Raw genomic sequence first — 26,561 nt, forward strand, 5'->3', positions numbered from 1 at the left:
CAAAAATTATAAACAATAATAGAATTATCTAATTTTTTTCATATTTTTTTTCATAGAATCTTCCTTATATAAAGTTCACTACTATATAAACCATTTTACTGCTCAAATCGTTACACTATTTTCTAAAAAATATTATTAAATTTTTTTAATAATATTGGCAGCAAATCCTATAATTAATCATTAAAACTTTATAAAACATTTTCCTTATTTATTATTGATAATGTGCGTGAATTGAAATATAATGAGTTAATAACTTTTTTACAAAAGTAGGTGAAAAATATGAAAATAAGAATAAAAGAAGCAGCGGATATTTTAAATGCGGGATATATGGATTTTGTCGATGTGGATAAATACATAAAGGGTGTTAGCATAGATTCAAGAAAGGTTTCTGAAAACCATTTGTTTGTTCCCATAAAGGGAGCTACAACAAATGGTCACAGTTATATAAATGATGCAATTAATGCAGGAGCGGTAGCAACACTTTGGAACAAAGATGAGCCCTACCCTCCAACCGACATTGCTGTTATTTTAGTTGATGATACGGTAAAGGCTTTGCAAGAATTATCTCTGTTTTATAGAAATACCTTAAAGGCTAAAATAGTTGGTGTAACTGGCAGCAACGGCAAAACATCAACCAAGGATATAACGGCAAGCATACTGTCTCAAAAGTTTAAAACTCAAAAAACTATGGGAAATTATAATACCGAAATAGGTGTGCCATATACTCTACTCAGCTTAGATGAAGATTGCGAAGTTGCGGTAATAGAAATGGGTATGGAAAAAAAGGGAGAAATCGACTTTTTAACAAAATTGGTCCAGCCCGATATCGGAATTATAACAAGCGTTGGACTTGTACATATAGACAATTTCCCTTCCATAGAGGAAATAGCAAAGGAGAAGCTTGATATTGTAAACGGCATTAAGGAAAATGGATTGTTTATATATTTCGGAGATGATCCTTTAATAGAAGATACTGTTAATAAAACAGATATAAAAGAAAGCATAAGAATAGAAACATTTGGATTGAAGGATATCAATACCTTATATTTGAAAGAGTTTCATGAAAATTTAGACGGTATAACATTAAGGGTAAGTGATGAAGAATTTAGCGAGCTTCACGTTGATATACTCGGGAAGCATCAGGCATTAAATACAATGGCAGGCATACTTGCAGCAAAAGAGCTTGGAATGAGCCCTGAAGAAATCAGTCTTGGATTATTAAAAATAGAAAAAACAGGTCTGAGAAATGAAATAATTAAAATAAAAAATTGCACAATTCTCAATGATTGCTATAAATCTAATCCTGTAAGCATAAATGCTGCTTTAAATATTTTTGAAATGTTCAAATCAGATAAAAAGATAGTTGTCTTGGGCGACATGTTAGGATACAGAGAAATGAGCTATGACATGCACTACAATGTCGGAAAAGATTTGAGCTCATTTAATATAGATGAGTTAGTAACGATAGGTCAAGAAGCAAAAAATATGGCAAAGGGTGCAAGAGAAAATACGGGTATAAAAAGCATCGTGGAATTTGATACTAAGGAAGAAGCCTTGGAGTACTTAAAGAAATATATTAATGAAAACTGTTCCATAATGATTAAGGGTTCCAGGTTTTTAAAGCTTGAATATATAGCAAATACACTAAAGGATTTGGAGGAAAAAAATGAAAACTAAATTAGCGATTTTATTTGGAGGCAAATCCGATGAGTATTCAGTTTCGCTGCATTCAGCCGCAGCGATAATTAAAAATGTGCCCGAGGAATTATTTGATGCAATACTTATTGGAATCACGCAAGAAGGAAAATGGTTATTGTATGAAGGAAGCGCCGATGAGATAAATGATGACACCTGGCATAAAGAAAATTTAAGTCCGGTGCTGTTGAATATGGGAGACGATTTCAAGGGACTCATAAGGTTAAATGAAAAAGACAACACATTTGAAAGAATAGAAATTGACTGTATATTCCCGGTACTTCACGGCAGGAACGGAGAGGACGGAACTATTCAGGGTCTTTGCCAGATGACAGGGATACCGTTTGTAGGATGCGACATGACTTCTTCGGCGGTTTGTATGGATAAGGAATTTACTCATGTTATTTGTGAAGCGGCAGGTATAAAGACAGCTCCGTTCGTATCGGCGGTAAGCAGCAATAAATTGAATATCAAAGGTTTATATGATGAAGTTGTTGAGAAATTTTCAACTCCCATATTCATTAAACCGGCAAACAACGGCTCTTCCATAGGAATAAGTAAAATAAGAAACTATGAAGAATTTGAAAGGGGCATAATGGAAGCGTTCCAATTTGATAACAAGGTTGTTATCGAAAAAGGAATAGACGGTTTTGAAATCGGCTGTGCAGTTATAGGAAACGAAAATTTAATAATCGGAGAAGTGGATGAAATAGACACTAAAAATGACTTTTTCGATTATGTTGAAAAATACAGTCAGCATAATTCTAAAATACACTGCCCCGCACGCATCAGTGATGAACTGAAAGCGGAAGCAAAAAGAATAGCCGAAAAAACTTACAGAGCACTTGGGTGCAAGGGATTGTCAAGGGTTGACATGTTTGTAACTACAGACAACACAATAATTTTGAATGAAATTAACACTATACCCGGTTTGACTGATTTAAGCAGATACCCATCCATGCTTAGAAAAATAGGTATAGAATATAAGGATTTAATAGTTAAATTAGTAGAATTGGCTATGGAACAATAATACGCAATAGATAAAAAGAGGAGATTCCGTGAAGGATCTCCTTTATTGTTTGTAGTTATACTATTCTTTATTTCAATCCTAAAATTACTCTTGCTTCGTCCGGAGTTGCTACCTCACGACCGAATTCTCTTGAAAGACGTGCTACTCTCTCAACTAACTGGGCATTTGATTTTGCTAAAACTCCTTTAGAATAATAAATATTATCTTCAAAACCTGTTCTTGCGTGACCGCCTAACATTATAGCCGCCATATTTAACGGAAGCTGATATCTTCCGACACCTGCTACAGTCCAGGTTGAGCCGGCAGGAATTGATTCAACCATGTAAAGTAAATCTCTTAATTCTCCGCCCATTGCACCGGGTACTCCAAGCACAAAATCAAAATGCATAGGTGTTTTTATTATTCCCTTTTTAGCAAATCTGAGAGCCGTATCGATCATACCCTTTTCAAAGCATTCTAACTCCGGCTTAACTCCAAGCTCATTCATTCTGTTTGCAAATATTTTGATGTTTTCTTCAGTATTCATAAACACATCATCTGCAAAGTTGCAAGTTCCCATGCTTAAGGTAGCCATTTCAGGTCTTAATTCAATTGGCTGCATTCTTTGCTGCGGAGTATGCCAGGTAGCTCCTCCTGTAGATGGCTGGAATATGATGTTGCACTTAGCCTCGGTTTTTTCTTTGATTTCCTTGTAAACCTCATAGTCCTGAGTAGGGTTTCCGTCTTTGTCCCTTGCATGTACATGCACCATTGAGCAGCCTGCTAAATAGCATTCATATGCCGCTTCTGCAATTTCATCCGGTGTAAGCGGAAGATTTGGCTGTTGTTCTCTTGTTACCTCTGCTCCCGTAAGGCAAGCAGTAATTATTAATTTTTCCATAGTGACCTCCTATTAATCATTTTTTGCCTACTATTATTTTACAGTATTTGGCGGATATAGTCAATTACAATCAGCTCAATATTCCCTTCATTACAATTGTTTTTACCTGTGTGAGCTCCTCCAATGTTGTGCTTACACCCTCTCTGCCGATTCCGCTCATCTTGTATCCTCCAAAGGCGATATCAGGATGTCTGTATCTGCCGTTGCCGTTCAGAACAACGGTGCCGCATTCAAGCTTGTATGCTGTCTTCATGGCCTTGCCGGTGTCTCTGGTAATTATGCCTCCGTTGAGACCGTAAACAGAAGCGTTATGTATTTCAACTGCTTCTTCGATAGTATCAAAGCCTATCACTGGGAAGACGGGACCGAAAACCTCCATATCCCGCGCAATATCCATATTTGCGTCTACATCAATAAGCACAGTAGGTTCAAAAAATGTTTTATTTATTATATTTCCGCCTGATACACATTTAGCTCCCTGCTTCAATGTGTGTTCAACCTGTTCTTTGACCTTGAGTGCAGCGGCTTCGTTAATGAGACAGCCCATGTCGTAGGACGGGTTCATAGGGTCACCTATTTTCAAACTGTTAAGCCTTTCAACAAGCTTCCTTGTGAATTCATCTTTAATTGAATTCTGAACGATAAATCTTTTTGTAGCGATGCATATTTGCCCGCAGTTCGTAGTTCTCGCCATTATTGCTTCCTGAACAGCAAGATTTATATCTCCGTCTTCGAAAACAATCATTGCATCATTGCCTCCAAGCTCAAGAAATACGCGGTGAAGATTTGAGGATGCCTGTTTCGCTGTTTCTATACCTACTGCCGTGCTGCCTGTGAGGCTTACGGCATCAATATGAGGGCTGCTTACAAGGTATTTCCCCACAACAGAGCCGCTTCCCGTTGCAATTTGCAGAGCATCTCCGGGTACACCGCATTCTGTCATAATCTCAGCCATTCTTATAAGTGTGAGAGGGTTGTCTGAAGGTGGCTTTACAATGACAGAGTTTCCGGTTGCAAGAGCGGGAGCAACCTTGTATGCATAGGTTGAAGCAGGAAAGTTAAACGGGATAATACATACAATTGTTCCTAAGGATTCCCTGCGTGTGAATATTAAGTCTTTTTCTCCTCCGGGCTGGCTGTCGGGGAGTGTTATACCGTACATATGGTTGACACCCTCAAGAAAACGTCTGAATATGACAGGAACGAGACCAACCTCAAGTTTTGCTTCCTTAATGTTTTTTCCGGTTTCTCTGCACAGAAGCTCTGCAAGTTCGTCAATATGTAAGCTTAATTTATCAATAAAATTTAACAAGATTTTTGTGCGTTCATGAAGAGGTGTACCTCCCCAGATTTTTTTTCCGTTTAAGGAGTGCTTCAGTACTAAGTCAAGATCTTTTGCTGATGAATCTGGAACTGTATCAATCAACTCTCCATTGGCAGGATTAAATATATTTATAACCTTTCCGTCAAGAGAATCTATTTTTTGTCCTCCTATAAGCATTTTCATAAATATCACCATTCCTTCCTTAAGTATATATTTTAATTATGTCATAGTTTTAATGCAATTGCAAACTCATTATTACAGAAGCTGATGCAGTTTTTAAAGCTGGGATTTCCAGTATTTACAATTTTAAAAATCATAAAAAAATTTGCAAATGGGGTGGAAAATATCCTGTATTTATAGTATAACTTTATAGTAGAAATATATAGCATAAGTTTAAATAGACAATTAAAATAAAACGGGAGATAAAAATGGATAGAGAATTAGCGCTTAATATAGTAAGAGTAACGGAAGCAGCAGCTTTAGGCAGCGGAAAATATATGGGAAGAGGAAATAAAGAAATTGCGGATCAAGCTGCTGTTGACGGCATGAGAAGTATGTTTCAGGTTCTTGATATAGCAGGAACCGTAGTTATAGGTGAAGGAGAATTGGACGAAGCTCCGATGCTTTATATCGGTGAAAAAATAGGTACATGGGAAGAGGGAGCACCTGAAATAGATATAGCGGTAGATCCTTTAGACGGTACAAAGTTAGTGGCGAAGGGCTTGCCGGGAGCATTATCTGTTGTCGCGGTTGCTCCTAAAGGATGTCTTTTGCATGCTCCTGATATGTACATGGATAAAATAGCAGTAGGTCCCAAAGCAGCAGGATGTATCGATATAACGGCTTCTATAGAAAAAAACCTTTATAATGTTGCTAAAGCACTATGTAAGGATATAACTGAAGTGACAGTTATAATTCAAGATAGAGAAAGACATAACGATATAATTAACAGAGCAAGAAGTGTAGGTGCAAGAATTAAGCTATTCGGTGATGGCGATGTTGCAGCTGCCATAGCTACATGCTTCGGTGCTTCGGGAGTGGATATGTTTATAGGAAAAGGCGGAGCTCCGGAAGGTGTTATTTCAGCAGCGGCACTTAAGTGTCTGGGAGGAGAGTTTCAGGGAATTTTAAGACCGGAAAATGATGAGGAAAAAAGAAGATGCAAGGAGATGGCGGGCGATGCTGATTGGAGCAGAGTTCTTACTATGGAGGATTTAGCAAGAGGTAATGACATCATCTTTGCAGCTACAGGAGTATCAGACGGCGAATTATTAAAGGGTGTAAGATACATGGCAAATAACAGAGCAAGAACTTCATCCATGGTTACACGTTCAAAGTCGGGAACTATTCGTTTTATTGATACAACACATGTATTAGACAAAAAACCAAAGTATGCATATGTAAAGTAAATATGCTCGACTGCGCGATGCCTTAACCCGCATCTTTACAAAAATACAATATTTACTTGTTTTCCTGCTTCTTTTAATTCATCTATTAAATTATCAACTATATTTTGCTTGATATTGTAACCCATAGGAAAGTTAGGATTTTGATGGGCAGGGTTAACGGCTCTGCCTATATAAAAATTAATATGGGTTCCTATATCTGTAAGCATGTATGTAAGCAGAGAGCATCCATCATAACTATTGTTTTTTATTACATTTTCATAGCTTGATTTATTAAGCTTTCTGATATTTTCTAAAGTTTTCCCCAGAGTTAATACTCCTTCCGTAATAAGATCGAATCCATCCATGTAGGCAATCGGAGGAACATCATCTTTCATGGAGTCCAAATCAACTTCTAATTTTTTGTTTAGTTCTCTTTCAGCAATTAAAGCAGTTGTCCCGCCGCAGATTATTTTCATATTATCACTGCTTTTCATTATATCGGCAAGCTGGTTGTCTAAAGACTTATCTGCGGGAGGCCCTATGAAAACATCTATAATTTCCGGCTTTCGGACCTTAATTGTTAAAATGGTTGTATCATCCCCGGGCTCGTTATTATACAAATTGTTACACACTCCTATAAAGTTGCCGTTAATAAGCTGTGATGATTTATTTACATTATTCAATTCCCTTAAATATTCATTAACTTCATCCCTTGACCAACCTAAATTAAGCAACTGACCGATACCGGCATGTATTGCTCCATCGCTAACAACGCAGATGGTATCTCCCACGTCTAATTTTATATTTGACTCATATATTTTTTTGTCACCTATTATCCTTTCGTTTTTTTCAACAGGGATAATCCTTTTATGAGAATAATAAAAAAAGGCGGGATTATCATATTCTGCAATATAGGCATTGTTTTCTTTGTCAATTTTAATTATAGTAAAGGTTGAATAAGCAAGTTTTCTAACCTTGCATTCAGGCAGTGTGTTAATAACTGTTTCAATTGTGTCATCAATTGAAGCATTGTTTTTCAGCATAGTCACGGCAATTTTTGTAGTCATCGTTGCAAGTATATTGGCTTTTACACCGCTTCCCAACCCATCTGAAATAACAATAATGCATCCGTCATCATCATAAATGTATTCAACCTTATCGCCGCACAATTCTTCCTTATATTTATTTATACTTTTATAATTGATATCAAAAAAATTATCCATTACTCTCCATTTTCCTCTAACACTACTTTTTTTAATTTCAATAAAGCTGCCTTTGTTTCAGCCGTGGTTTCTCCCAAAAGTCCGGCAATTTCCTGAGCTACTCTCATTTGCTTTTCAATAACTTTATCGGCCGTTTCCAAGGTATTGAGTTTGAAATTGATAATTTGCTCTTTCTTCATTTCCTCCATTGATATATCATTTAGTATACCGAATAAGATTTTATTTTTAGGCAGATAAATAATCCGTTGAAATACAGTTAATCCGTAGTTTTCAAGATTAAGCTTTCTTCCTACCATATTTGATTCAGTTTCAATCACAGATTTAAAATCATCAGCAGGCATAATAGAAGACAGAGGTTTTTTCCTGATATTATTAATGTCAATATTAAATGCTTTTTCTCCCGCCGGATTCAAGTCCAATATATTTAAGTCCAAATCGACAATTAAAATGATACTTGGTGAATATTCAAAGTAAATATTAGAAATTTTTTCTGCTTCACTTCTCATATAAGGCATGCACATCTGAGGATGTGAAAGTCCTTCAAGAACTGAAACTGCCTTTTCTCTGCACGTATCATATCCGCAGGCTCCACAGTTAAGTTCATCTTCTTTGCTATGCTTTCCTGTAATTTCTAATATGTTTTTTATATCATCCTCTGTATATGATAAAAAATTATAATGCTTATTTCTGAAATTTCTTATATAGCTTATTGTTTTATCTTGAGAATAATCAGTATATTCTTTGTTTTTAAAGGATTGAACTTTTGTTTTTGCTTTTGTTTTTCTGACATAAACATTTTTGCTCTTCTTGGGTATGGCAGGTCCTCCAAGGCAACCTTTTTCACAGCTGTTAGCTTCAATCATTACATTCGATAGATCACCGGATAATAATGCATCAAAGGCTCCCCTTAAATTATCAATACCTGATATGGAAAGAGGGGTAAAATTGTTTTCTTGTACAACATCAGCCATACCTGACAAAATACCATTATCCAAGGGATATTTTTTGCCCGTATAATTGCCCTCCATATCGGGGTACGATTCTTCAAAGGCCGATATATTTATATTTCTTAACTCCAATAGCTTGTCAAGCTCTTCAAAAGATATAACTCCGTCAAGTATACCCGACAGCTGATAGCCGTACGCCTCACATTTTTTGGATATACAAGGACCAAGAAATACGATGAAAGCTTCCTTTCCGTATCTTTTTCTAATTGTTTTACAGTGTGCTATCATTGGAGAATCTATCGGAATCAGATATCTTATTAAATCGGGATAATATGTCTGAACCATCATATTTACAGTAGGGCAGCATGTAGTGATTACATTTTTATTATCAGTTTCTTTTACAAATTCCTTATAAAGCTCGGTAACTTTAGCTGCACCTATTGAAGTCTCTTCAACTGCTGAAGCTCCTAAGTGTTTTAGGACGGTTATTAATTTATATGGTTCTTCATAAACACCAAGATAGGATGGAGCAATTGAAATAATTATTTTTTTGCCCTTTTTCAATGCCTGTGTCACATTGTCCAAATCGCTATGAATATTTCTGGCATTTTGTGGACAAACTAAGAAACAGTTACCGCATGCAATACATTTTTCTTCAACAATTTGTGCTTGGTCATCTATCATTTTTATAGCTTTAACAGAACAGTTTCTTACGCATTTATAGCAATTTTTGCAATTAGTTGGGTAAAAATCAAGAATTCTCATATTAGCTCCTTATAGTTTTCATAACTACATCATCAAAAAAGATTTCAGCATTTTCTATGTTGATTGAATAAATTTTGTCATTGTAGCTAACAGAAACAGCTTCTGTACAATGTCCGAGGCAAAAGGCCGCCTTAATTATAACCTTGTCCAAAACTCCCCTGCTTTGGACACAATATTTAAATATTTCAATAACGTCATTAGAACCCTTTAAATGACATGCACTGCCTACGCAAATTTTTAAATCAGTCATCTTTAACCTCTTTATAAATTTTCTACATGTGTTAATTATATAACAATATCTGCTTAAATACAACCATGTTAGTTAAATCATTAACAAAATAAATTTTAACTATTATACCTTGACTTATTAATAATTAAATGATATTATTGTACCACCTATCAGACACTTATCTTGTTTATTCCATAAATGATAAAATTTAAACAGAAACGGAGGTTTTTATGGATAAAAACCAATTAGCCGGCATGAAACTTAATGAGCTTAAGGAACTGGCTAAATCAAAAGGCATACGTGATGCTTATAAGTACAAAAAGGAAGAATTGCTTATTAAATTAAGTGATTTTAATGATATGACAAATGAAACAAAAGATATTCCAAGTGAAACTTCAAAGGAAAGAATTAAATTTTCTGAAAAAGCAAAAAATTTAGTGGAATTTGAAAACGAATCCGATGTGGATACAAATAAAGAAGTTAATACTGCAAATTTACCGGAAAAGATAGTTGAAGAAATTGAACTCAGCGGTGATGAAGCTTTAAAAGTAGAAGGAATTTTAGAAACTCATCCTGATGGTTATGGATTTTTAAGAACTAATAATTATCTTACAAGTGAAGATGATGTCTACATATCTCCATCTCAAATCAGAAGGTTTCATATGCAAACGGGAGACAAAATTACAGGTATTACAAGACCTCCCAAGCAAGGCGAAAAATTCAAGGCACTATTGTATGTTAAGCAAGTCAATGATGAAAACCCTGAATCTGCACGCAACAGGAAAGATTTTGACTCACTTACTCCAATATACCCTGACAAAAGATTAAGGTTAGAAAGCTCATTCAAAGACATAACAATGAGATTAATCGATTTAGTAGCACCTATCGGAAAAGGACAAAGAGGTATGATTGTTGCGCCTCCTAAGGCAGGCAAGACGACAATCCTTAAAAATATAGCTAACAGCATAGCAGATAATTATCCCGATGTACAGATTATCATGCTTTTAATAGATGAACGTCCCGAAGAAGTTACAGATATGAAAAGAAACGTAAAAGGAGACGTTGTTTATTCCACATTTGACGAGCTTCCTAAAAATCATATTAAGGTTGCTGAAATGGTTTTGGAAAGAGCAAAGCGTTTGGTTGAGCACGGTAAGGATGTAGTTATATTATTAGACAGCATTACTAGGCTTGCAAGAGCATATAACCTAACTATAACTCCTACCGGAAGAACATTATCGGGCGGATTAGATCCCGGAGCGTTATACGGACCAAAGAGATTTTTTGGTGCAGCGCGAAATATAGAACATGGCGGCAGCTTAACCATACTTGCAAGTGCTCTTATTGAGACGGGAAGCCGTATGGATGATATGATATTCGAAGAATTCAAGGGTACGGGAAACATGGAAATACATCTTGACAGGAAGCTTTCAGAAAAAAGAATATTCCCTGCCATCGATATAAATAAATCTGGAACAAGAAGAGAAGAATTGTTGTTAAACCCCGAAGAACTCCAAACTATATGGCAGCTTCGAAAGGCACTCAGCAATTACTCTGTTGCAGATGTTACAGAAAGATTAATTGACGGTTTATTAAAAAATAAAACAAATGAGGGCTTTATTAAAACAGCTGCAGCGCAATTAAGCAACATAGATAAAATAAAAGATGATTTAGCAGACAGGAATTATTAAAACACGCAAAAAAACATTGTAATATATTTTTGGCTGTGTTATAATACTCAAGGTAATTTGCTAATTATTATTTAATTAATATAGAGAACAGAAAGAGGTGAAAAGGATGAAAGAAGGTATACATCCAAATTATAAAACTGTTACGGTTAGATGTGCATGTGGAAATACTTTTGAAACAGGTTCAGTATTAGATGAAATCAAAGTTGAAATTTGTTCAGAATGCCATCCTTACTTTACAGGCAAACAGAAGTTTGTTGATAAAGGCGGTAGAGTTGACAGATTTAAAAAGAAATATGGTATGGATAAATAATGGAAACGGACTTTCGGGCAAATCTGGGGCAAATTTTATGCTTTTAGGTTTGCCTGTATTTCTTTTAAAAAGCCTAATATCTTTATTATCTCTGCCGGCTATAAATTCAGATGATTTACTCAGGTGGCGGTTTGATATTGAAATATCTATAGAAGATTAATTAAAATACAAAGAGACTGCGGAAACGCAAGCAACTACCGCAGTTTTAGGACAAACATAATTTAGATACATATAATATTATAGGGAGCTTATAAGCTCTCTTTTTTGAAGGAAGATGTAATCATTATGAAAAATGTAACAACAGTAAAAGTAAGTATATTAGGAGCTGTAGGGGTAATCGGCAGCATAAAAGTAACCGGGCTAAAATGCCCGGGAATTTTTTAAATTAAAAAAATCTGCGACGGCGACGAAAACGTCGACAAGGACAAAAACACGATCTGCGACGACGTCTACAAGTTGCTTCAACATTATTAAAGTCATACATTAATATCACCCCTTTTTAGACAGGTTAATTTACTATATTCTGTATAAAAAAAGATGTTACCGATTGTCATATATTGCGGGTATAAGAAAAGATAGGGATTATTAATTATAGCGTGCGGAGTTTGCCCTGTTTCCCCTACAATGTAACTAACAGAATGTACAAGCATAGGATAGTGTAGGCTACTGCCCATAACAATTGCATAAAATATCACCTTTTTCTGTATACCCGGGTATTATGATATGCCCGGGATTTTTAATTTTTTGACATTATTTAATATGGTTTATGGAGATATGTTAAAAATAACAGTTTTAGAGAAAGGCAAAAAAATATAAGATTGAAAAAATTAAAAACAAATAAAATAGTGTTTTTACAGCAAATTCAGAGCAGCCGGACTACCATAGAGGTACCGTTTACTGCCCTGTTATTGTGTTGCATATCCAACCAGAATGATTCAGTAATTACTGTTCATAAGTGGCTGCTCAAGAGTTATTAGCTCTGATTATATTATATGCTTGTACCGGATGGATGTGACAATGAAAATTTGCCCAGAAAATTCCGGGTAAATATGGGGCAAATTAGTTTTTATTTTTATTTAAATTTTCATTTAATTAATGAAATGTTCCGAGAATTTCAACCGGCTTGTTAGCTAAAGTTTTAATAATGTCAATATGTTTTTCTTCAATTGTAACCAAAGCGCTGCAGGAAGGACCACCTGATTTTTTTAAATCTATATTTATGTTCTCATTTAACTTAATGACTATCCCATTATAATTGCATAAATCATTTAACTCTGCCTCTATTCCCCGTGATCCTACAGGTAATATTTCCTTAATGAAATCACAAAGGTACAATTTTTCAAAATCATCAATATCCAGGACCTTATCCGGATTATTTAAAACTTCGTTTCCCACAAGAGGCATTCCGATTATTATGCATATATCATTTTTATTGGTTTTCTTATATTTTAATCTATCCTTGTCACATATACCGATGCATGTAACGCCCATAGAAGTTTGAACAGTTTTAATATTTTCTTCGGTGCTTCCGGTTAAATGTACCTTGGTAGTTTTGAGTTTTGACAATACTTCGTTAAAGCCGTCTATCAGCTGCTTACCCGTATCATTCATTTCTACCGCGAGACCGTCCGCCATAATCATAGGTTTAAAACCCAAGCTCATTAGTTCCGCAAGCACAACCTTACCTGTATGATAAGCAGTTATCTGAGGTGAAACCTTAACAACATCGTGCTCCTTAAGACCGATTCCGCCGCATGAGTCGCAAGCAATACCCAAATATCTGTTTTCATCAAAACTTATAACCGTTATATCTCTAATTTGTTTTATATCCATTTTTGCTCCTTAAGAAATAATATTGAACCATTGAAGGGTGCTAATAATCTTATTAAAATTTTATCATAATCAGAAATAAATTTCATTAAATATTAGAAAATATTACGTATATATTGGAATATATATGAATATATATATTATGTCATCATGGACAAACTGCGATTTCTACCATATTATTCATATAGAATACGGGAACAAAATTAAAAGATTTACGTCTAAAAATGTAACTAATCAAAAAATTGAGGTTTTTTATGAATAAAGTATTTTTATTAATGAGTTTAGTCGCAATTGTGGCATCAACAATATATATGTTATACAGCACAATAAGATACTATGTGGATAAATTAACCGATGAGCAACGATAAACCTGCTTTTAAAGAAATTTTTCAGAAGTTTTCAAAAATACAATGTGTGTTATACATTGTATTTTTTTTGTTATGAATATAAAAAGGTTCAATTTTGTGTTAGAATTAAGCTGTTTAGTGTTATATCATCAAAAATTCGTCAGAAACCTTTTAAAATATCATTGACAGTGTCTCCCGTGAGCTCTGCCACTGTTTTAAATCCATTAGGTTACTAAAAGTTTCGTTTGTAATTTCAAAGGACATTTTTACCTCCCAACTTAATATATTTACATGCTACTGTGTGCTATTTTTTATAATAATTTCATTACATATAAGTTAGGTTCAAAATATATTATATAATTATCTATTTTAACAGATATGCCGTATTTGCATCTGTAGCACTCTAAAGCTTCTGATAAAAAATCTTCTGTCACATTTAGATATTCAGCCATTTCATATAAATCTTTGCAACGGTTTTCATAGGCTTGTATTATTCCGAGGAGTTTTACTTGTTTGTTATATGCCCAGAGTCGTGCTTGGTATTCTTGCTTTGCATTTCTCACATCGGATAAATTAAGTATATTACCAACGGTTGTGTAGTAGTGTCCCAATTCTTCCGCAAGCACACAAGCTTTTTCATTTTCAGATATATCTTTTTTAATAGCTATTTTATTGCCTTTTATTCTGCCTCTGTATGCTTTTAGAGGTTTCTCCTTCACAATTAACCCTATATCTTCAGCTTCTTGTAATAATTCATCATATGTCATATAAATCCCCCGTACTATTTGTTAAAAATTAGGATCATCCATGATGCTTTCGTTATCGCGTTGCTTATCCTCATCAGAAGAACCCTCAATAGTATTAGCTGCATCTATTTTTAAGTGGTCAGGCACATTGTATTCTGTTGGGATTTCTGCAGCTTTTTCAGTATGTTCTCGACGATGCGCATATATATTAATTATCTTATCAGTCTTTTTATATTTATCTATATATGTTAATTCTTCTATTCTCTTATTGGCTTCTTGTTGACCAAGTTCATTTAATTTATTGAAGATGGATAACATGAAATTTTCTTGGTCAGTTATAATGTCCCTTGAAACAGGGGTTTTATCAAAAGTTTTAACATCTAAATTTAAAGCTTCACATATTCTTATAACTTTATCTACAGCCATTCCGCGGATACCGTTATCTATCGCACTTACTATAGTGCTATTTGGAATATCAACTACTTTTGAAAACTCCCTGATACTTTTATATTGTTCTAATATTGCATTTTTTAATTTCTCCGATTTATTCATAATAACACATCCTATTATTTTTATTGTTTACAATATATCATATAAAAAAAGAATAATCAATAATTATTTGCGATATTTCGAAAATTTCATAATAAAACTGTTGACAATAAACGAAATATAGATTATTATACGAATAATAAACGAAATATAGAACAACAAACTGATTGTAAGAAAAGATATTTCAAATGAAGATATAAAATATTATATATCAATAAGGGCTTAGATGGTGATTTATTCAGTAAGGATTAGGGGGATGAAAATGCTTGCAAATATAAAAGTTTATTTAAATGCAAGGATGAGACAGTTATTTTGAAAAACCAAATAAATAAACAGGAGGTATCATGGGACAGGAAACAGTACCTAAAATCGGGAGAAAGTACAAGCATCATTCTGGCAGCATTTATATTGTTGTAGACATATGTGGCAATTCGGTTAGGATTATAAGAAATTCAACGAACTATATTTTAACTATAGGACTTGATATGTGGAATTGTCCTGTTACAACAGATGACGATTCCACAATTCAAAGATTTACAATATATTCAAGAAAGGAAGTAACAAGCAAACATGATAAATGATAAAGATTATAGAAAATACATAGAAGACACAGCAATTGAGGCGGCTAAACAAGTTGTGTCACAATTTAAAACTAAAGGTATTCTAAAAGATACTAAGCAGACAGCATATCAAAAAACAGAAACACTGCTATACAACTATAATAGTTTCAAATTAGCAATTAAAGAAAAAAATGAATATATAAAATATCTTCAAAAGTACGGTATAGAAAGTAAAAGCAAAAGTATCACGTCAATCTCTACATCAAATAGTTATACGAACAGCAAAGATTTGGACGAAATTACAGAGGAAAAAATTATTAATATCAAAAAATCAATAGCTATAACTCAAAACTTGATAAATTTAATAGACAGCGCATTATCAAAACTTGAGAAAGATAAATATTACGAGGTTATACAATATAAATATTTTGAAAAAAAGACAAACGATGAGATTGCAGAAATATATGATGTAGATAGTACAACTATATCAAGGAACAAAAGCAGGATGATAAATATATTGAAAATCTACCTTTTCAGCGATGATGTAGTAGAAGAAATATTTGCATAGAATGCACAAACGGCGCACAAAGCGTGCTATGGACAAAGCAAAATATATGATTTATAATGTTAACATGAATTACTTTATAAAAATTTCAGAGATTCATATAAATCTATAATAAAAGGTACTGTTTAACAATGGTACCTTTTTTAAATCAAAGAACCTTATACGGTTCTTAGGCTGCTGAAAAAGCCCACCTGCTTCGTTGCCGTTCAACCGGTCAATCCTCACGTATGTTTAATACGCTGCGGTTGCCCGTCTTCCGGCGCCTTGCAGGATGAACTTTTTCAACAGCCTATCATCTTGATGACTTTGTCATCAATCTGAGGACCTTATACGGTTCTTTTTTTATTGTGACGATGCAGATATGAATTAGACTGCATAGGGTGAGGGGTGGGTAGATGGTCTTTTTAAAAATCAATGAAAAGGAGGTACGATTATGCGAAGTGTGGAAATCCGAGGAATTGATGAACTGGATAAACGGCTTGATGCATTAATTAAGGAATTACCTGAAGCTAAACGCAAGCTGCATGAAGAGCTTGCAGCAAGCGGTCATAGCATAAGGGCGCCAAGCAGGAGAAATGTAATTGCAAATGCTATTTATATAGCCGAAAAGTTTATGGATGATTTGTCTAAAAAGATAATGGGGTGATAGAAATATTAAATAGTATTAAAATCATGGATGCAATCAATACGCTATTGGTTAATAAATATCCGGAATATACAGTATATATTGACTTATGTCCTGACGATTTTGACAGACCTTCCTTTTTGATAGAGCAAATCAGAAAAAATGTTGATTCTGTTAATAAGGGTACAGTCAAGGTGACGGAATATTTTAGTGTAACTTGCTTTGAAGATACGGGTGATTACACCACGAATTTATTAATCAGGCAGCAAGAAGTGCTGGACATGTTCAGAAGTGGTTATCTGAATGTTGAGGACAGGTCAATAAAAGCCAAAGCAAATAACGGAGGGAAAGACTTTACCGAGGCATATATTGATCTGCAATTTGAATATTATGATGATCGCTCGGACGATGAGGATACAACACCAAAAATAAAAGAGGTCATTACGACCATTAAGGAGGAGTAAAAAATGGGACTTCCAAATATAAATATTGAGTTTAAAACTCAAGCAATATCAGCAATAAAGCGCTCTGCCAAAGGTATAGTAGCAATTATATTGAAAGATGCCGAAGAAGGAGTTCAGGGTGCACATACATTAATCAACAATACTAAAATTCCGGCTGGCTTGGATGCAACCAACAAAGATTATATAAATCAGGCATTTATGGGTTATATAAATGTACCAAGAAAAATACTGTTGTATGTATTGCCTAAAACAGAGGATAACCTGTCGGAGGCTTTGAACTATTTTGCTACGCAAGTATTTGACTACATAGTAGCACCGCCGGATTGCAGTCCGGCAGAAGCTGCGGAAATAGTCGCATGGGTAAAATCAATGAGAGAAGAAAATGACTTTACACCAAAAGCCGTGCTTCCAGATATGGTAGCTGATAGTGAAGCTATTATAAACTTTACCACGAATGATATAAAGGTGAAAGATAAAGAGTACGAAACATCCGGATACTGTGCAAGAATCGCAGGACTTATAGCCGGTACTCCAATGACTGTGAGCTGCACCTACGCACCGCTGACGGAAGTTACGGATGTTGAAAGATTATCTAAGGATCAAATGGATGAAGCCATTGACAATGGAGAATTTATAATATTTCATGACGGAGAAAAGGTTAAGGTAGGAAGAGGCATAAACAGCCTTAAAACTACAACTCAAGACAAAGGTGATATATTTAAAAAAATAAAGATTGTTGAAGCGGTTGACATGATAAAAAATGACATTAAAATAACTGCTCAAGACAGCTATATAGGCAAGTATGCCAACAGCTATGACAATAAGTGCTTATTGATGACTGCCATATCAGGCTATTTTACACAGTTGGAATTGGATGGAATATTACAAGCAGGCGTTAGCTCTGTGGGCATAGACATGGAGGCTCAGGAAGCATATTTACAGTCTGTGGGAAAAGATACATCAGAGATGACAGAACAGGAAATCAAAGAAGCCAACACTTCAGACAAGGTGTTTTTAAAGGCGAATATTAAGATTTTAGATGCAATTGAAGATATAGATCTTGGGATTGTTATATAGAGAGGGAGGTATATTATGGACAGTGCAAAGAGAGTAATGTCAGGTACATGGGGAGAAGTGTGGCTGGATAATGATTATGTTAGTGAGTGCTACGGTATGCAGGCAAAGGCAGCATTCAACAAACAAGACGTGCAAATATGCGGACGCATGGTTGTTGATAAAAAGGTTACGAATATAACGTGTACAGGTTCGTTAAGATTACATAAGGTGTCAAGCCGTATGGCTATTAAAATAGGCAAAGCAATAAAAGATGGCAGAGATTTACGTTTTACTGTTATTTCCAAGCTTGCTGATCCGGATGCATACGGAGCTGAAAGAGTTGTGCTAAGCAACGTTTCATTTGATGATTTAACGATAGCGGATTGGGAAGTCGCAACAAATGGAAAGGTTGAGGCTCCGTTCACTTTTACAGACTATAATTTCCTTGATACAGTGGAGGCGAGATAATGGATACTTTAGAATTGCTGCTTAGTGCTACACCTAAGCTGCCGGAAAAACAGATCAAGCTAAAAAGGCTAAGCAAAGAATGCAACGGTGAGGTGATATTTAATTTAAGAGCATTGACTTATAACAGAGTTGCTGAATTAAAAGAAGCCCATGCCGGAGCTGATTTAGAGGTACACATTATGCTTGCGGGAGTTATATCCCCGGACCTTAAATCAGAAGAATTAAAAAGGAAATACAATGCTGTGACTCCTGCCGAAATGATAAAAAACATGTTGCTGCCCGGGGAAATAGAGGACATATCAAGAGAAATAGAAAAGTTAAGTGGTTACAGGATTACAACTGTTGAAGAGATTAAAAAAAAATAGATACTGATTATGAAATGCAATTAATGTATTATTTATTTAAAGAAAAAAATATTATACCAAGCTCTTATTATAACTTGCTTCAAGGAGAAAAAGTTATAATAAGAGCTTTTTTTGAAAAGGATATGGATGAAAGACAAAAATAAAAAACAGACTCGGCTGACAGCTAACGCTTTAATTTTATTTTTGGATTTTGTCAATAGGTGGTGATATAAAATGAGTACTGATATAAGTATATCAATTTCTGTAAGAGACAACTTTTCTTCAGCTATTACAACCATGAAAAATGCAAGTAATTCTTTTAAGAAAGATGTAACAGACTTGCAGAACAAACTTGATATGCTCAATAATAGTAAGATTACTTTAAAGGTTGAAACCGATAAAGCTAAATCAGCTCTTAGAGAAGCTGAAAAAGCCTTTAGGGATTTAGGTGAAGCAGCAGGAGAAGAGCAAGTAAAATCCTTGAAAAAAGCTAATTATGAATATGAACAAGCAAGAAAAAATTTGAGCTTATTAAGCAAAGAAGCAAGGAATACGGAAAAAGATATACTGAATCTTACAGGAGCTGTAAACAAAACAGATAATAAAGTAGAAAACAGAAGTGACAAAGTTGCAGACTCGTTGGCATCAAGCTTTGCAAGTTCAGTAGCTAATAAGCTTATAGGCGATATGCTGGAAAATGTTGCAGGAGGTGCTATAAATAGCATATATGGAGATACAGGCAGTACTGTTTTTAGCAATGTTTTGTCAGGTGCGATGTCAGGTATGGTCGCTGGTTCTGTAATTCCGGGAATAGGAAATGTTGTGGGAACAGCAATCGGTGCAGGTGTCGGATTAGTGAATGCAGGAATAAGCATATTTGGCAAGAAGGATGAGGCTTTTAAAAGTGTAGTCCAATCATCGTTTGAAGATACAATGCAAGCACAAAATGAAACGTTGATAAGGGGTTCATCCGTTGCCGGCAACAGAGAAATGAAGCAAGTACAATTTGCAAATATTTTAGGCAGTGATGAAGCTGCTAAGGACTACTTAGCGGAAATGACAAAATTTGCAGCCAAAACTCCGTTCGAATATGACCAGTTGGCAGAAATAAGTAAGACACTGCTTTCATACGGTTATAAGCAGGATGAATTGATACCATTATTAACAAAAGTAGGAGACGCAGGTTCAGCATTAGGGTTAAATGCCGGAGATATTAATAGTGTTGCCGCTCATTTAGGCAGAATGAAAACCACAGATAAAGCCGATTTAACAGATTTAAATTCATTGAAGGATAAAGGAATACCGGTATGGGATTATCTTGCTGAAGCTTCAGGAAAAACAAAAGAAGACGTACAGGAAATGGTTTCAAAAGGACTTGTACCAGGAGCAGAAGTTGCAAAAGCGATATCCGATTATATGGGAACAAATTTTGCAGGCAGTATGGAGAAGCAGTCCGAAACATTTGAGGGCTTAATGAGTTCATTGGAAGAGACTCAAAGTGAAATAGATAATGCAATGGGTGAAGGGTACAATGAGGAACGCAAAAAGGGCATACAAGCACAAATTGATTATTTTGAAGGTGAAAGCGGTGAAAAGATAAAAGAAGCTAACCGAATGATCGGCGAATGGAAGGCATCACTTGAAAATGATCGTGAAGCTGCTATCCGAGATGCTATGGATGGAATGATGGAAAGTGATGAATATAAAGATGCTGCAGCTGAGGGAAACAGAGTTAAAATGGGTGCTCTTTTAGCAGAAGCACAAGTAAGAGGGGAAAATGAATATAAGGCAGGAGATAAAGCTCAACTACAGTTAGATACGGAAAAAGAGTTAGTGCAAAAAATTAGGGAGGATACAGCATTACAAGATGAATACTGGAATGCAGGTCTTGTAATGGGACAGGCATTTTCAAAAGGAAGAATTGATGCAATACAGTTTACAAATAGCGATTTTGAACCATCTTATAGACGTGGAAAAAGAGGTGTTAATACAAGGAAAAGCAGACAAAACGCAAAAAAGCATGCTTATGGATTAAATTATGTTCCCTATGATGATTTTCCGGCACTTCTGCATCAAGGAGAAAGAGTACTAACTGCGAGTGAAAACAGAAGCTCTAAAACCATACCACAAGTAAATATTACCGGTAATGAGTTTAATGTACGAAGTGACGATGATATCGAAAGAATAGGAGATGTTATTGTTAAAAAGCTTGTAACTGCGTATGAAGTTATGTAATTTAAAAATCAAAATAATAACTAAAAGGTACCTTGCCTTAACAGGGTACTTTTTTATTTGAGGTGAAATAATGCAACGAAAAATTATATTTAAGGATTTAAACACAGAAGTCTTATTGCCGGTTACTCCTCCGTCATTTTCAATAGAGCATGGTATCAATATTGAGACAATTAACATTGATAGCTTAGGAGAGATAAATATAGCAGGTAATGGGAAGCTTGCAACTATAAATATAAGCTGCGAATTTCCTGCACAACCATATCCATATTCATTTTCTTATCAGAATCCATACGAGTTAGTAAAGACCTTCGAAAAATGGGCTGATGATAAAAAACTGCTAAGATTTGTAGTGTCGGATACACCTGTTAATATTGCAGTAAAAGTGCAATCTATAAGCTATGCTGAGCAGGACGGTACAAACGACATATATGCAACTATAATTCTCAGAGAGCATCGTGAAATTTTTATGGATAATCAGGAAATTCAGAACAAAGACAGACCACTGTCATTACCGCCTGTCAAAGCTTCAACGTATACAATAAAAAAAGGAGATACATTAAGTGCTATTTGCTATCAAGTCTATGGTGATGCTTCTCTGTATCCCAAGCTGGCAGCAGCAAACAATATTAAAAATCCTCATTTAATCTACCCGGGAAATGTATTGACTATACCGGATAAAAGTCAGCTTTAGGAGGCGGTTATTATGGTGAAAATGTTAATCAAAAACAATAATGAAACAATTGACATAAGCAATATGGTACAACAAAAAACATGGTCCGGTGATTACCAGCAATGTGCAAGAACTTTAAGCTTCAGCCTTTTATCGTCTCCGACAGATACTGATATACCTTTCGTAAAGGGCGAGTTAGGCAGTATAGTCACTATGATACAGGAAGACAGGGTACTGTTTGAAGGTTATGTATTTGAACGAAGCAAAAGCACTGCAAACAATACTATTGATGTAGTTTGTTATGACAGAGGGATTTTCATGAAACGGAACAAAGCATCATACAAGTTTACTAACCAGACTCCGGAAGCAATAACGAAAAGAGTATGCGCAGATTTTGGAATCAATACCGGTGAAATAGTATCCACCGGCATTAAAATAAGCAGAAACTTTCTTGGTTCAACCTTATATGATATCATCCAGACAGCATACACTTTAGCATCCTTTGAAACAAAGAAGAAATATCATACAGCGTTTAAAGGTTCTTTATTAAATGTATCAGAAAAGAATGTTACAGATGATACATTAGTAATAAAAGGCGGCACAAATCTCATAGATGCAACAATGACAGACAGTATCTCAGGTATGATTAATCAGGTTGCCATATATGATAAAAATGACAAATTTATAAGGAATGTCAAGAATGATGGGTTAATAAAGCTTTACGGGTTGATGCAGGACTATATAAGGCAGCCGGATGGTGAGAATTATGGAGATAGAGCTCAAGAATTATTGGATAATAACGGAGTGCAGCAGAGAATCACAATAAATAATTTAGGTAACATAGCAAATGTTTCCGGTGGAACAGTAATAGTTCAAGAGCCGCATACCGGACTTTATGGATTGTTCTATATTGATTCGGACACCCACACATGGAGAAACGGTGTATATTTAAACAAGCTCGTGCTCAACTTCAAAAATATAATGGATGAAAAAGAGGTAGGGTCTATGCCAACATAACCGGTAACAATACTGAATCTAAATAAGATACATTGAAATATATATAAACCCGGAGGTGAGTAGGATGGAAGTTAATCCCTATACGGAATTTGTAAAGAAATTAAGAGAAGATGCGGCAAACAGAACCCCTGTTTTTTTAAGATTTGGAAAAATAACAAGCGCTGATCCTTTAAAGGTTGAAGTCAGCGGAACGGTTCAGGAAAAAACAAACTTATTAAAGGACCAGAGAATTACAAACTTTGAAATAGGCGACAATCTTTTATTGTTACCTATTGAAGAAGAGCAGCGCTTTATAATTATATGTAAGGTGGTGGGAGTTTGAATATATTTCCAATGATACAACCCGAAACGATTGAAGTTAAAACAAGACTTCCTTTATGTAAAGAAACAGACTGGGATTTTGAACTAAATATACCGATTTATAAAAACGGTTCTCCATCCATAGTAACAGGAAAGAGAGCTGTTTTAATTTGGGCATGGAAGGCATTGCACACAAAGAGATATAAATATGACATATATACGTGGAATTATGGTAACGAGGTGGAATCATTAATAGGACAATCATTTACAAACGAACTTAAGCAGTCGGAGGCAATCAGATATGTTAAAGAGTGCCTGTTAATCAATCCGTATATTACGGATGTCACAAATGTGATGGTCACTTTTAATGAATCACTAATCACTATAAGCTGTAAAATCAACACTATATACGGGGAGGTTGATATAAATGTTTGATGATAAAACCCCAGAAAGCATAAAAGAAGAAATATTAAGGGATTTAACATTAGCTGATACAAGGGAAGGAAGTTACACAAATGAAATGGTAAGTCCGGTAGCGATTGAACTATGGAAGATGTACGATAGTTTAAATGCTTTGATACCAATTGTTTATATTGATGAAACATCAGGAGAATATATAGATAAAAAATCAGCTAATTACGGGATAAAGCGTAAAGCCGGCACAAAATCACAAGCAACAATGCATTTTGCTGGTAATGAAGGAACACTAATTCCAAAAGGTACTGTATTTTTAACTGCTGACGGCTTGGAATTTGAAACATCTGAGCCGGTTATCATTATGGGTGGAGTGGCGAATGTATTAATACATGCAATAGAAGTGGGTGAGATTTATAACGTTGCGGCAGGTGCTATAACACAACAAATAGTAAGCATATCAGGATTAACAAGCTTTCATAATGAAGCAGCCGTAGGAGGTACAAATCTTGAAAGTGACAAAAGCTTGGTGGAAAGGTTATATAACTACCTGCGAAAGCCGGCTACAAGTGCAAATGTATATCATTACGAACAATGGGCCTTAGAGGTTAATGGTGTCGGAGGAGTGAAGATTATCCCACTATGGAATGGACCCGGAACGGTTAAGGTATTAATAGTCGGACCCGACAAAAAGCCTGTGGATACAGAAATAGTCAGCAATTGTTCTGCACACATTGAATCAAACAGACCTATAGGAGCTGATGTAACAGTTATCAGTGCTGAAGAACTTGAAATAAGCATTGAAGCAACTGTAACAATTGACAGCCGGACCACAAAAAAAACAGTACAAGAAGCATTGAAAGACAGGTTAGCTTCATATCTGCAAAGCATTGCATTTAGCAGATATCAAATTGTGTATAACCGAATTGCCTATATGCTTTTAGATATAGACGGGGTAATTGATTATAGCACTTTAACTTTAAATGGCGGTACGGAAAATATAATAATTGGTGCTGAACAAATCCCGGTACTTGGAACGGTGGTGATTAATTAATGGCTCTTATAGATTTATTGCCGGATAATTTTAAAGGCAGTGCAGAAGTAGTGGAGCTGCAAGATGCATTTAATACACAGGCTGAAGCAATAGCAGCCGCTAAAGAAGATTTTTTTAAGCAATTAGATGTCAATACTGCTACTTGGGGATTAAATTTCTGGGAAAAGGGCTATGGTCTTAAGACAGATATTACAAAGTCATATAGTTACAGAAGGTCAAGAATATTAAGCAAGATGAGAGGTCAGGGAACGACTACAAAGGCTATGATAAAAAACACAGCAGAAAGCTTTTCAAATGGAGAGGTAGATATAATTGAGGATAATTCAATATATACCTTTGCAGTGAAATTCGTTGGGACAAGAGGTATACCCCCAAGCTTAGATGATTTAAAAAATGCTATAGAAGAAATTAAGCCGGCTCATCTGGCTGTGGTGTATTTATTTACTTACCTGACCTGGGATGAGTTTGATTCCTACAACAATACGTGGAATGAGTGGGATGCCTTAAATCTTACTTGGGATGAATTAGAAGTATATAGAGAGGTGATATAAATGCCAAGTGAAAATAAAACCCCCAATATAGGGTTAAATCAGTGGGAAGGTAATGAATATGTAAAAAGGCAAGATTTTGTTGATGACAATGCATTAATCGACGCGGCTATTCAAGCTACAAGGGAAGAAATACATTCCGTAGCATCTTATGCAGTAGCAAGCGGAACAAACGCTTATACAGCTACAGTTGAGGGAATTTCAGCTTTAGCAGAAGGCATGAGTATAAAGATTAAATTCACTAATGCAAACACCGGGGCAAGTACACTGAACATTAATGCTCTTGGTGCTAAATCCATTTTAAAAGGCAATGGAAATGCATTATCAAGCGGAAACATCAAAGCAGGGCAAATATGTAACCTTGTATATAATGGCTTAAATTTTCAATTATTGGGTGAAGGGGGTGAGTATGGAACAGCATCACCATCAGATGTATTAGAAGGAAAAACTATAGGTACGGAAGAGGGAATCACGGAAGGCACAATGCCGGATAAAGGTCCGGTTGTAAGCGAAACTATAAACCTAACAGAACAAAATGCAGAATATACAATAGCTTGCGGTTTTCATTCAGGACTGAGAAAAATAAAGGCAGTTATAGCAGGATTGGCAGCCAACGTAATAAAAGCAGGAGTAACGGTTGGGGGCATAGCAGGAAATTTCACAGCCGATGCAACAGCAACGGCAGCACAAATGTTAGCAAGTGTAACCGCATATGTAAATGGAGTTAAGATAACGGGTACAATACCAAGCAAAGCAGATCAGACTTATACACCATCTACAATTAATCAGACAATAGCTGCTAATCAATATTTAAGTGGCATTCAGATAATTCAAGGTAGTCCGAATTTTCTTGAAGAAAACATAAAAGATGGAGTTAATATGTGGGGGAAGATAGGAAAACTTGTTGAAAATTTTACCGCAAGTGATTTTGTTGGCAGAGGACAAAGTTTTAATGATACTCAATTAAATCAGCCTATTATGTTAGGAGCATATTTTAATTCCGCTACAATTCAAAATATATCAAGTATGCTATTTTGTTTTAGAACTATTCAGACAGATAGTGCCCGTCAAATTACAGTAACAATTCCTACTGGGGCAGATGTTTGGTTACATAATCCAGTTACGGACGTTTACAGTAAAGTATCGGGTACATTCATATTACCAAGTGTTAGATTTGCTATTTATATATTTTTTAATCCCAATAGAGTTACAATAAATGCAACAAGTGGTTATGCGTTTACTGGAGGTAATTTTATTATCTAATTAACATATGGTATCAGGCATTTA

Annotated in this window: 29 protein-coding genes; 21 read left to right on the plus strand and 8 right to left on the minus strand. The window is 35.2% G+C overall.

Annotated elements, in window-relative coordinates; all coding sequences use genetic code 11:
- Nucleotides 1-279: 279 nt before the first annotated feature.
- Both murF and RT412_RS05045 read left to right on the plus strand, forming a co-directional pair.
- Nucleotides 280-1,677 (plus strand): UDP-N-acetylmuramoyl-tripeptide--D-alanyl-D-alanine ligase, encoded by a 1,398-nt coding sequence (murF, locus tag RT412_RS05040; RefSeq protein WP_313345907.1) that lies wholly within the window; start codon nucleotides 280-282, stop codon nucleotides 1,675-1,677.
- Entirely contained in the window at nucleotides 1,667-2,725 is a 1,059-nt protein-coding gene (locus tag RT412_RS05045; protein WP_313345909.1) for a D-alanine--D-alanine ligase family protein, read from the plus strand. Before murF ends, RT412_RS05045 begins: the two co-directional genes overlap by 11 nt.
- A 67-nt stretch (nucleotides 2,726-2,792) precedes the next feature.
- Here the strand turns inward: RT412_RS05045 and RT412_RS05050 are convergent, their stop codons facing one another.
- Nucleotides 2,793-3,605, minus strand: coding sequence for a 3-keto-5-aminohexanoate cleavage protein (locus RT412_RS05050; RefSeq protein WP_313345912.1), 813 nt, complete (start codon nucleotides 3,603-3,605; stop codon nucleotides 2,793-2,795).
- Between the two features lie 70 nt (nucleotides 3,606-3,675).
- Complete coding sequence (locus RT412_RS05055; protein ID WP_313345914.1) at nucleotides 3,676-5,112, minus strand: aldehyde dehydrogenase family protein; 1,437 nt, start codon at nucleotides 5,110-5,112, stop codon at nucleotides 3,676-3,678.
- Nucleotides 5,113-5,357: 245 nt separating this feature from the next.
- Here RT412_RS05055 and glpX point away from each other — a divergent pair, with 245 nt between their 5' ends.
- Complete coding sequence (glpX, locus tag RT412_RS05060; protein WP_313345916.1) at nucleotides 5,358-6,338, plus strand: class II fructose-bisphosphatase; 981 nt, start codon at nucleotides 5,358-5,360, stop codon at nucleotides 6,336-6,338.
- A 35-nt stretch (nucleotides 6,339-6,373) separates the two neighbouring features.
- Here glpX and RT412_RS05065 read toward each other — a convergent pair whose 3' ends face one another.
- Genes RT412_RS05065 through RT412_RS05075 form a run of 3 tightly spaced genes read right to left on the minus strand, consistent with a single transcriptional unit; the run spans nucleotide 6,374 to nucleotide 9,502 of the window.
- Nucleotides 6,374-7,540, minus strand: a complete 1,167-nt coding sequence (locus tag RT412_RS05065; protein WP_313345918.1) for a SpoIIE family protein phosphatase — start codon at nucleotides 7,538-7,540, stop codon at nucleotides 6,374-6,376.
- On the minus strand, nucleotides 7,540-9,252 hold the full coding sequence (locus RT412_RS05070) for a [Fe-Fe] hydrogenase large subunit C-terminal domain-containing protein (RefSeq protein ID WP_313345921.1): 1,713 nt from the start codon (nucleotides 9,250-9,252) through the stop codon (nucleotides 7,540-7,542). Before RT412_RS05070 ends, RT412_RS05065 begins: the two co-directional genes overlap by 1 nt.
- 1 nt (nucleotide 9,253) lies before the next feature.
- The gene (locus tag RT412_RS05075) at nucleotides 9,254-9,502 is read right to left on the minus strand and encodes a (2Fe-2S) ferredoxin domain-containing protein (RefSeq protein ID WP_313345924.1); all 249 of its coding nucleotides are present in this window, start codon (nucleotides 9,500-9,502) and stop codon (nucleotides 9,254-9,256) included.
- A gap of 209 nt (nucleotides 9,503-9,711) precedes the next feature.
- Here RT412_RS05075 and rho point away from each other — a divergent pair, with 209 nt between their 5' ends.
- The 3 genes from rho (at nucleotide 9,712) to RT412_RS05090 (ending at nucleotide 11,642) form a co-directional block, all read left to right on the plus strand.
- Complete coding sequence (rho, locus tag RT412_RS05080; protein ID WP_313345927.1) at nucleotides 9,712-11,172, plus strand: transcription termination factor Rho; 1,461 nt, start codon at nucleotides 9,712-9,714, stop codon at nucleotides 11,170-11,172.
- Between the two features lie 106 nt (nucleotides 11,173-11,278).
- Nucleotides 11,279-11,482, plus strand: a complete 204-nt coding sequence (rpmE, locus tag RT412_RS05085) for a 50S ribosomal protein L31 (RefSeq protein ID WP_313345930.1) — start codon at nucleotides 11,279-11,281, stop codon at nucleotides 11,480-11,482.
- A 37-nt stretch (nucleotides 11,483-11,519) separates the two neighbouring features.
- A complete protein-coding gene (locus RT412_RS05090; protein ID WP_313413111.1) occupies nucleotides 11,520-11,642 on the plus strand; it encodes a hypothetical protein in 123 nt (40 codons plus the stop codon).
- A 932-nt stretch (nucleotides 11,643-12,574) separates the two neighbouring features.
- Here the strand turns inward: RT412_RS05090 and RT412_RS05095 are convergent.
- The 3 genes from RT412_RS05095 to RT412_RS05105 form a co-directional block, all read right to left on the minus strand.
- Nucleotides 12,575-13,315: a selenophosphate synthase gene (locus RT412_RS05095; protein ID WP_313345935.1), complete on the minus strand. Its 741-nt coding sequence runs from the start codon at nucleotides 13,313-13,315 to the stop codon at nucleotides 12,575-12,577.
- A 655-nt stretch (nucleotides 13,316-13,970) separates the two neighbouring features.
- Nucleotides 13,971-14,426, minus strand: coding sequence for an ImmA/IrrE family metallo-endopeptidase (locus RT412_RS05100; RefSeq protein ID WP_313345937.1), 456 nt, complete (start codon nucleotides 14,424-14,426; stop codon nucleotides 13,971-13,973).
- 21 nt (nucleotides 14,427-14,447) lie between these two features.
- On the minus strand, nucleotides 14,448-14,957 hold the full coding sequence (locus RT412_RS05105) for a helix-turn-helix transcriptional regulator (RefSeq protein ID WP_313345939.1): 510 nt from the start codon (nucleotides 14,955-14,957) through the stop codon (nucleotides 14,448-14,450).
- A 341-nt stretch (nucleotides 14,958-15,298) separates the two neighbouring features.
- Here RT412_RS05105 and RT412_RS05110 point away from each other — a divergent pair, with 341 nt between their 5' ends.
- The 15 genes from RT412_RS05110 (at nucleotide 15,299) to RT412_RS05180 (ending at nucleotide 26,537) form a co-directional block, all read left to right on the plus strand.
- On the plus strand, nucleotides 15,299-15,535 hold the full coding sequence (locus tag RT412_RS05110; protein WP_313345941.1) for a hypothetical protein: 237 nt from the start codon (nucleotides 15,299-15,301) through the stop codon (nucleotides 15,533-15,535).
- Nucleotides 15,525-16,082 (plus strand): hypothetical protein, encoded by a 558-nt coding sequence (locus RT412_RS05115; RefSeq protein WP_313345944.1) that lies wholly within the window; start codon nucleotides 15,525-15,527, stop codon nucleotides 16,080-16,082. Before RT412_RS05110 ends, RT412_RS05115 begins: the two co-directional genes overlap by 11 nt.
- A gap of 430 nt (nucleotides 16,083-16,512) precedes the next feature.
- Nucleotides 16,513-16,725 carry a hypothetical protein gene (locus RT412_RS05120; RefSeq protein ID WP_313342521.1) on the plus strand — a complete coding sequence of 71 codons (213 nt, stop codon included), beginning with the start codon at nucleotides 16,513-16,515 and terminating at the stop codon, nucleotides 16,723-16,725.
- A complete protein-coding gene (locus RT412_RS05125) occupies nucleotides 16,722-17,168 on the plus strand; it encodes a DUF6838 family protein (protein WP_313342518.1) in 447 nt (148 codons plus the stop codon). Before RT412_RS05120 ends, RT412_RS05125 begins: the two co-directional genes overlap by 4 nt.
- Before the next feature lie 3 nt (nucleotides 17,169-17,171).
- Entirely contained in the window at nucleotides 17,172-18,245 is a 1,074-nt protein-coding gene (locus RT412_RS05130) for a phage tail sheath subtilisin-like domain-containing protein (RefSeq protein ID WP_313342515.1), read from the plus strand.
- Between the two features lie 15 nt (nucleotides 18,246-18,260).
- Complete coding sequence (locus RT412_RS05135) at nucleotides 18,261-18,692, plus strand: phage tail tube protein (RefSeq protein WP_313342512.1); 432 nt, start codon at nucleotides 18,261-18,263, stop codon at nucleotides 18,690-18,692.
- Complete coding sequence (locus RT412_RS05140) at nucleotides 18,692-19,057, plus strand: phage tail assembly chaperone (protein ID WP_313342509.1); 366 nt, start codon at nucleotides 18,692-18,694, stop codon at nucleotides 19,055-19,057. The genes RT412_RS05135 and RT412_RS05140 overlap by 1 nt, the downstream gene beginning before the upstream one ends.
- Nucleotides 19,058-19,270: 213 nt before the next feature.
- The gene (locus RT412_RS05145) at nucleotides 19,271-21,271 is read left to right on the plus strand and encodes a tape measure protein (protein ID WP_313342506.1); all 2,001 of its coding nucleotides are present in this window, start codon (nucleotides 19,271-19,273) and stop codon (nucleotides 21,269-21,271) included.
- 70 nt (nucleotides 21,272-21,341) lie between these two features.
- Nucleotides 21,342-21,962, plus strand: coding sequence for a LysM peptidoglycan-binding domain-containing protein (locus tag RT412_RS05150; protein WP_313342503.1), 621 nt, complete (start codon nucleotides 21,342-21,344; stop codon nucleotides 21,960-21,962).
- A gap of 12 nt (nucleotides 21,963-21,974) precedes the next feature.
- Complete coding sequence (locus RT412_RS05155; protein WP_313342501.1) at nucleotides 21,975-22,958, plus strand: hypothetical protein; 984 nt, start codon at nucleotides 21,975-21,977, stop codon at nucleotides 22,956-22,958.
- A gap of 64 nt (nucleotides 22,959-23,022) precedes the next feature.
- Nucleotides 23,023-23,280, plus strand: a complete 258-nt coding sequence (locus tag RT412_RS05160; RefSeq protein WP_313342499.1) for a DUF2577 family protein — start codon at nucleotides 23,023-23,025, stop codon at nucleotides 23,278-23,280.
- A complete protein-coding gene (locus RT412_RS05165) occupies nucleotides 23,277-23,693 on the plus strand; it encodes a DUF2634 domain-containing protein (RefSeq protein WP_313342496.1) in 417 nt (138 codons plus the stop codon). Before RT412_RS05160 ends, RT412_RS05165 begins: the two co-directional genes overlap by 4 nt.
- Nucleotides 23,686-24,726, plus strand: a complete 1,041-nt coding sequence (locus RT412_RS05170) for a baseplate J/gp47 family protein (protein WP_313342493.1) — start codon at nucleotides 23,686-23,688, stop codon at nucleotides 24,724-24,726. The genes RT412_RS05165 and RT412_RS05170 overlap by 8 nt, the downstream gene beginning before the upstream one ends.
- Complete coding sequence (locus RT412_RS05175) at nucleotides 24,726-25,277, plus strand: putative phage tail protein (protein ID WP_313342491.1); 552 nt, start codon at nucleotides 24,726-24,728, stop codon at nucleotides 25,275-25,277. The genes RT412_RS05170 and RT412_RS05175 overlap by 1 nt, the downstream gene beginning before the upstream one ends.
- Complete coding sequence (locus RT412_RS05180; RefSeq protein ID WP_313342488.1) at nucleotides 25,278-26,537, plus strand: hypothetical protein; 1,260 nt, start codon at nucleotides 25,278-25,280, stop codon at nucleotides 26,535-26,537.
- The last annotated feature ends 24 nt before the right edge of the window (nucleotides 26,538-26,561 follow it).

The organism is Sedimentibacter sp., assembly GCF_032080165.1.
Lineage (GTDB): Bacteria > Bacillota > Clostridia > Tissierellales > Sedimentibacteraceae > Sedimentibacter.

Coding starts and splice junctions, on each gene's coding strand:
- murF (WP_313345907.1), top strand. CDS start 280: ATGAAAATAAGAATAAAAGAAGCAGCGGATATTTTAAATGCGGGATAT.
- RT412_RS05045 (WP_313345909.1), top strand. CDS start 1,667: ATGAAAACTAAATTAGCGATTTTATTTGGAGGCAAATCCGATGAGTAT.
- RT412_RS05050 (WP_313345912.1), bottom strand. CDS start 3,605: ATGGAAAAATTAATAATTACTGCTTGCCTTACGGGAGCAGAGGTAACA.
- RT412_RS05055 (WP_313345914.1), bottom strand. CDS start 5,112: ATGAAAATGCTTATAGGAGGACAAAAAATAGATTCTCTTGACGGAAAG.
- glpX (WP_313345916.1), top strand. CDS start 5,358: ATGGATAGAGAATTAGCGCTTAATATAGTAAGAGTAACGGAAGCAGCA.
- RT412_RS05065 (WP_313345918.1), bottom strand. CDS start 7,540: ATGGATAATTTTTTTGATATCAATTATAAAAGTATAAATAAATATAAG.
- RT412_RS05070 (WP_313345921.1), bottom strand. CDS start 9,252: ATGAGAATTCTTGATTTTTACCCAACTAATTGCAAAAATTGCTATAAA.
- RT412_RS05075 (WP_313345924.1), bottom strand. CDS start 9,502: ATGACTGATTTAAAAATTTGCGTAGGCAGTGCATGTCATTTAAAGGGT.
- rho (WP_313345927.1), top strand. CDS start 9,712: ATGGATAAAAACCAATTAGCCGGCATGAAACTTAATGAGCTTAAGGAA.
- rpmE (WP_313345930.1), top strand. CDS start 11,279: ATGAAAGAAGGTATACATCCAAATTATAAAACTGTTACGGTTAGATGT.
- RT412_RS05090 (WP_313413111.1), top strand. CDS start 11,520: ATGCTTTTAGGTTTGCCTGTATTTCTTTTAAAAAGCCTAATATCTTTA.
- RT412_RS05095 (WP_313345935.1), bottom strand. CDS start 13,315: ATGGATATAAAACAAATTAGAGATATAACGGTTATAAGTTTTGATGAA.
- RT412_RS05100 (WP_313345937.1), bottom strand. CDS start 14,426: ATGACATATGATGAATTATTACAAGAAGCTGAAGATATAGGGTTAATT.
- RT412_RS05105 (WP_313345939.1), bottom strand. CDS start 14,957: ATGAATAAATCGGAGAAATTAAAAAATGCAATATTAGAACAATATAAA.
- RT412_RS05110 (WP_313345941.1), top strand. CDS start 15,299: ATGGGACAGGAAACAGTACCTAAAATCGGGAGAAAGTACAAGCATCAT.
- RT412_RS05115 (WP_313345944.1), top strand. CDS start 15,525: ATGATAAATGATAAAGATTATAGAAAATACATAGAAGACACAGCAATT.
- RT412_RS05120 (WP_313342521.1), top strand. CDS start 16,513: ATGCGAAGTGTGGAAATCCGAGGAATTGATGAACTGGATAAACGGCTT.
- RT412_RS05130 (WP_313342515.1), top strand. CDS start 17,172: ATGGGACTTCCAAATATAAATATTGAGTTTAAAACTCAAGCAATATCA.
- RT412_RS05135 (WP_313342512.1), top strand. CDS start 18,261: ATGGACAGTGCAAAGAGAGTAATGTCAGGTACATGGGGAGAAGTGTGG.
- RT412_RS05140 (WP_313342509.1), top strand. CDS start 18,692: ATGGATACTTTAGAATTGCTGCTTAGTGCTACACCTAAGCTGCCGGAA.
- RT412_RS05145 (WP_313342506.1), top strand. CDS start 19,271: ATGAGTACTGATATAAGTATATCAATTTCTGTAAGAGACAACTTTTCT.
- RT412_RS05150 (WP_313342503.1), top strand. CDS start 21,342: ATGCAACGAAAAATTATATTTAAGGATTTAAACACAGAAGTCTTATTG.
- RT412_RS05155 (WP_313342501.1), top strand. CDS start 21,975: ATGGTGAAAATGTTAATCAAAAACAATAATGAAACAATTGACATAAGC.
- RT412_RS05160 (WP_313342499.1), top strand. CDS start 23,023: ATGGAAGTTAATCCCTATACGGAATTTGTAAAGAAATTAAGAGAAGAT.
- RT412_RS05170 (WP_313342493.1), top strand. CDS start 23,686: ATGTTTGATGATAAAACCCCAGAAAGCATAAAAGAAGAAATATTAAGG.
- RT412_RS05175 (WP_313342491.1), top strand. CDS start 24,726: ATGGCTCTTATAGATTTATTGCCGGATAATTTTAAAGGCAGTGCAGAA.
- RT412_RS05180 (WP_313342488.1), top strand. CDS start 25,278: ATGCCAAGTGAAAATAAAACCCCCAATATAGGGTTAAATCAGTGGGAA.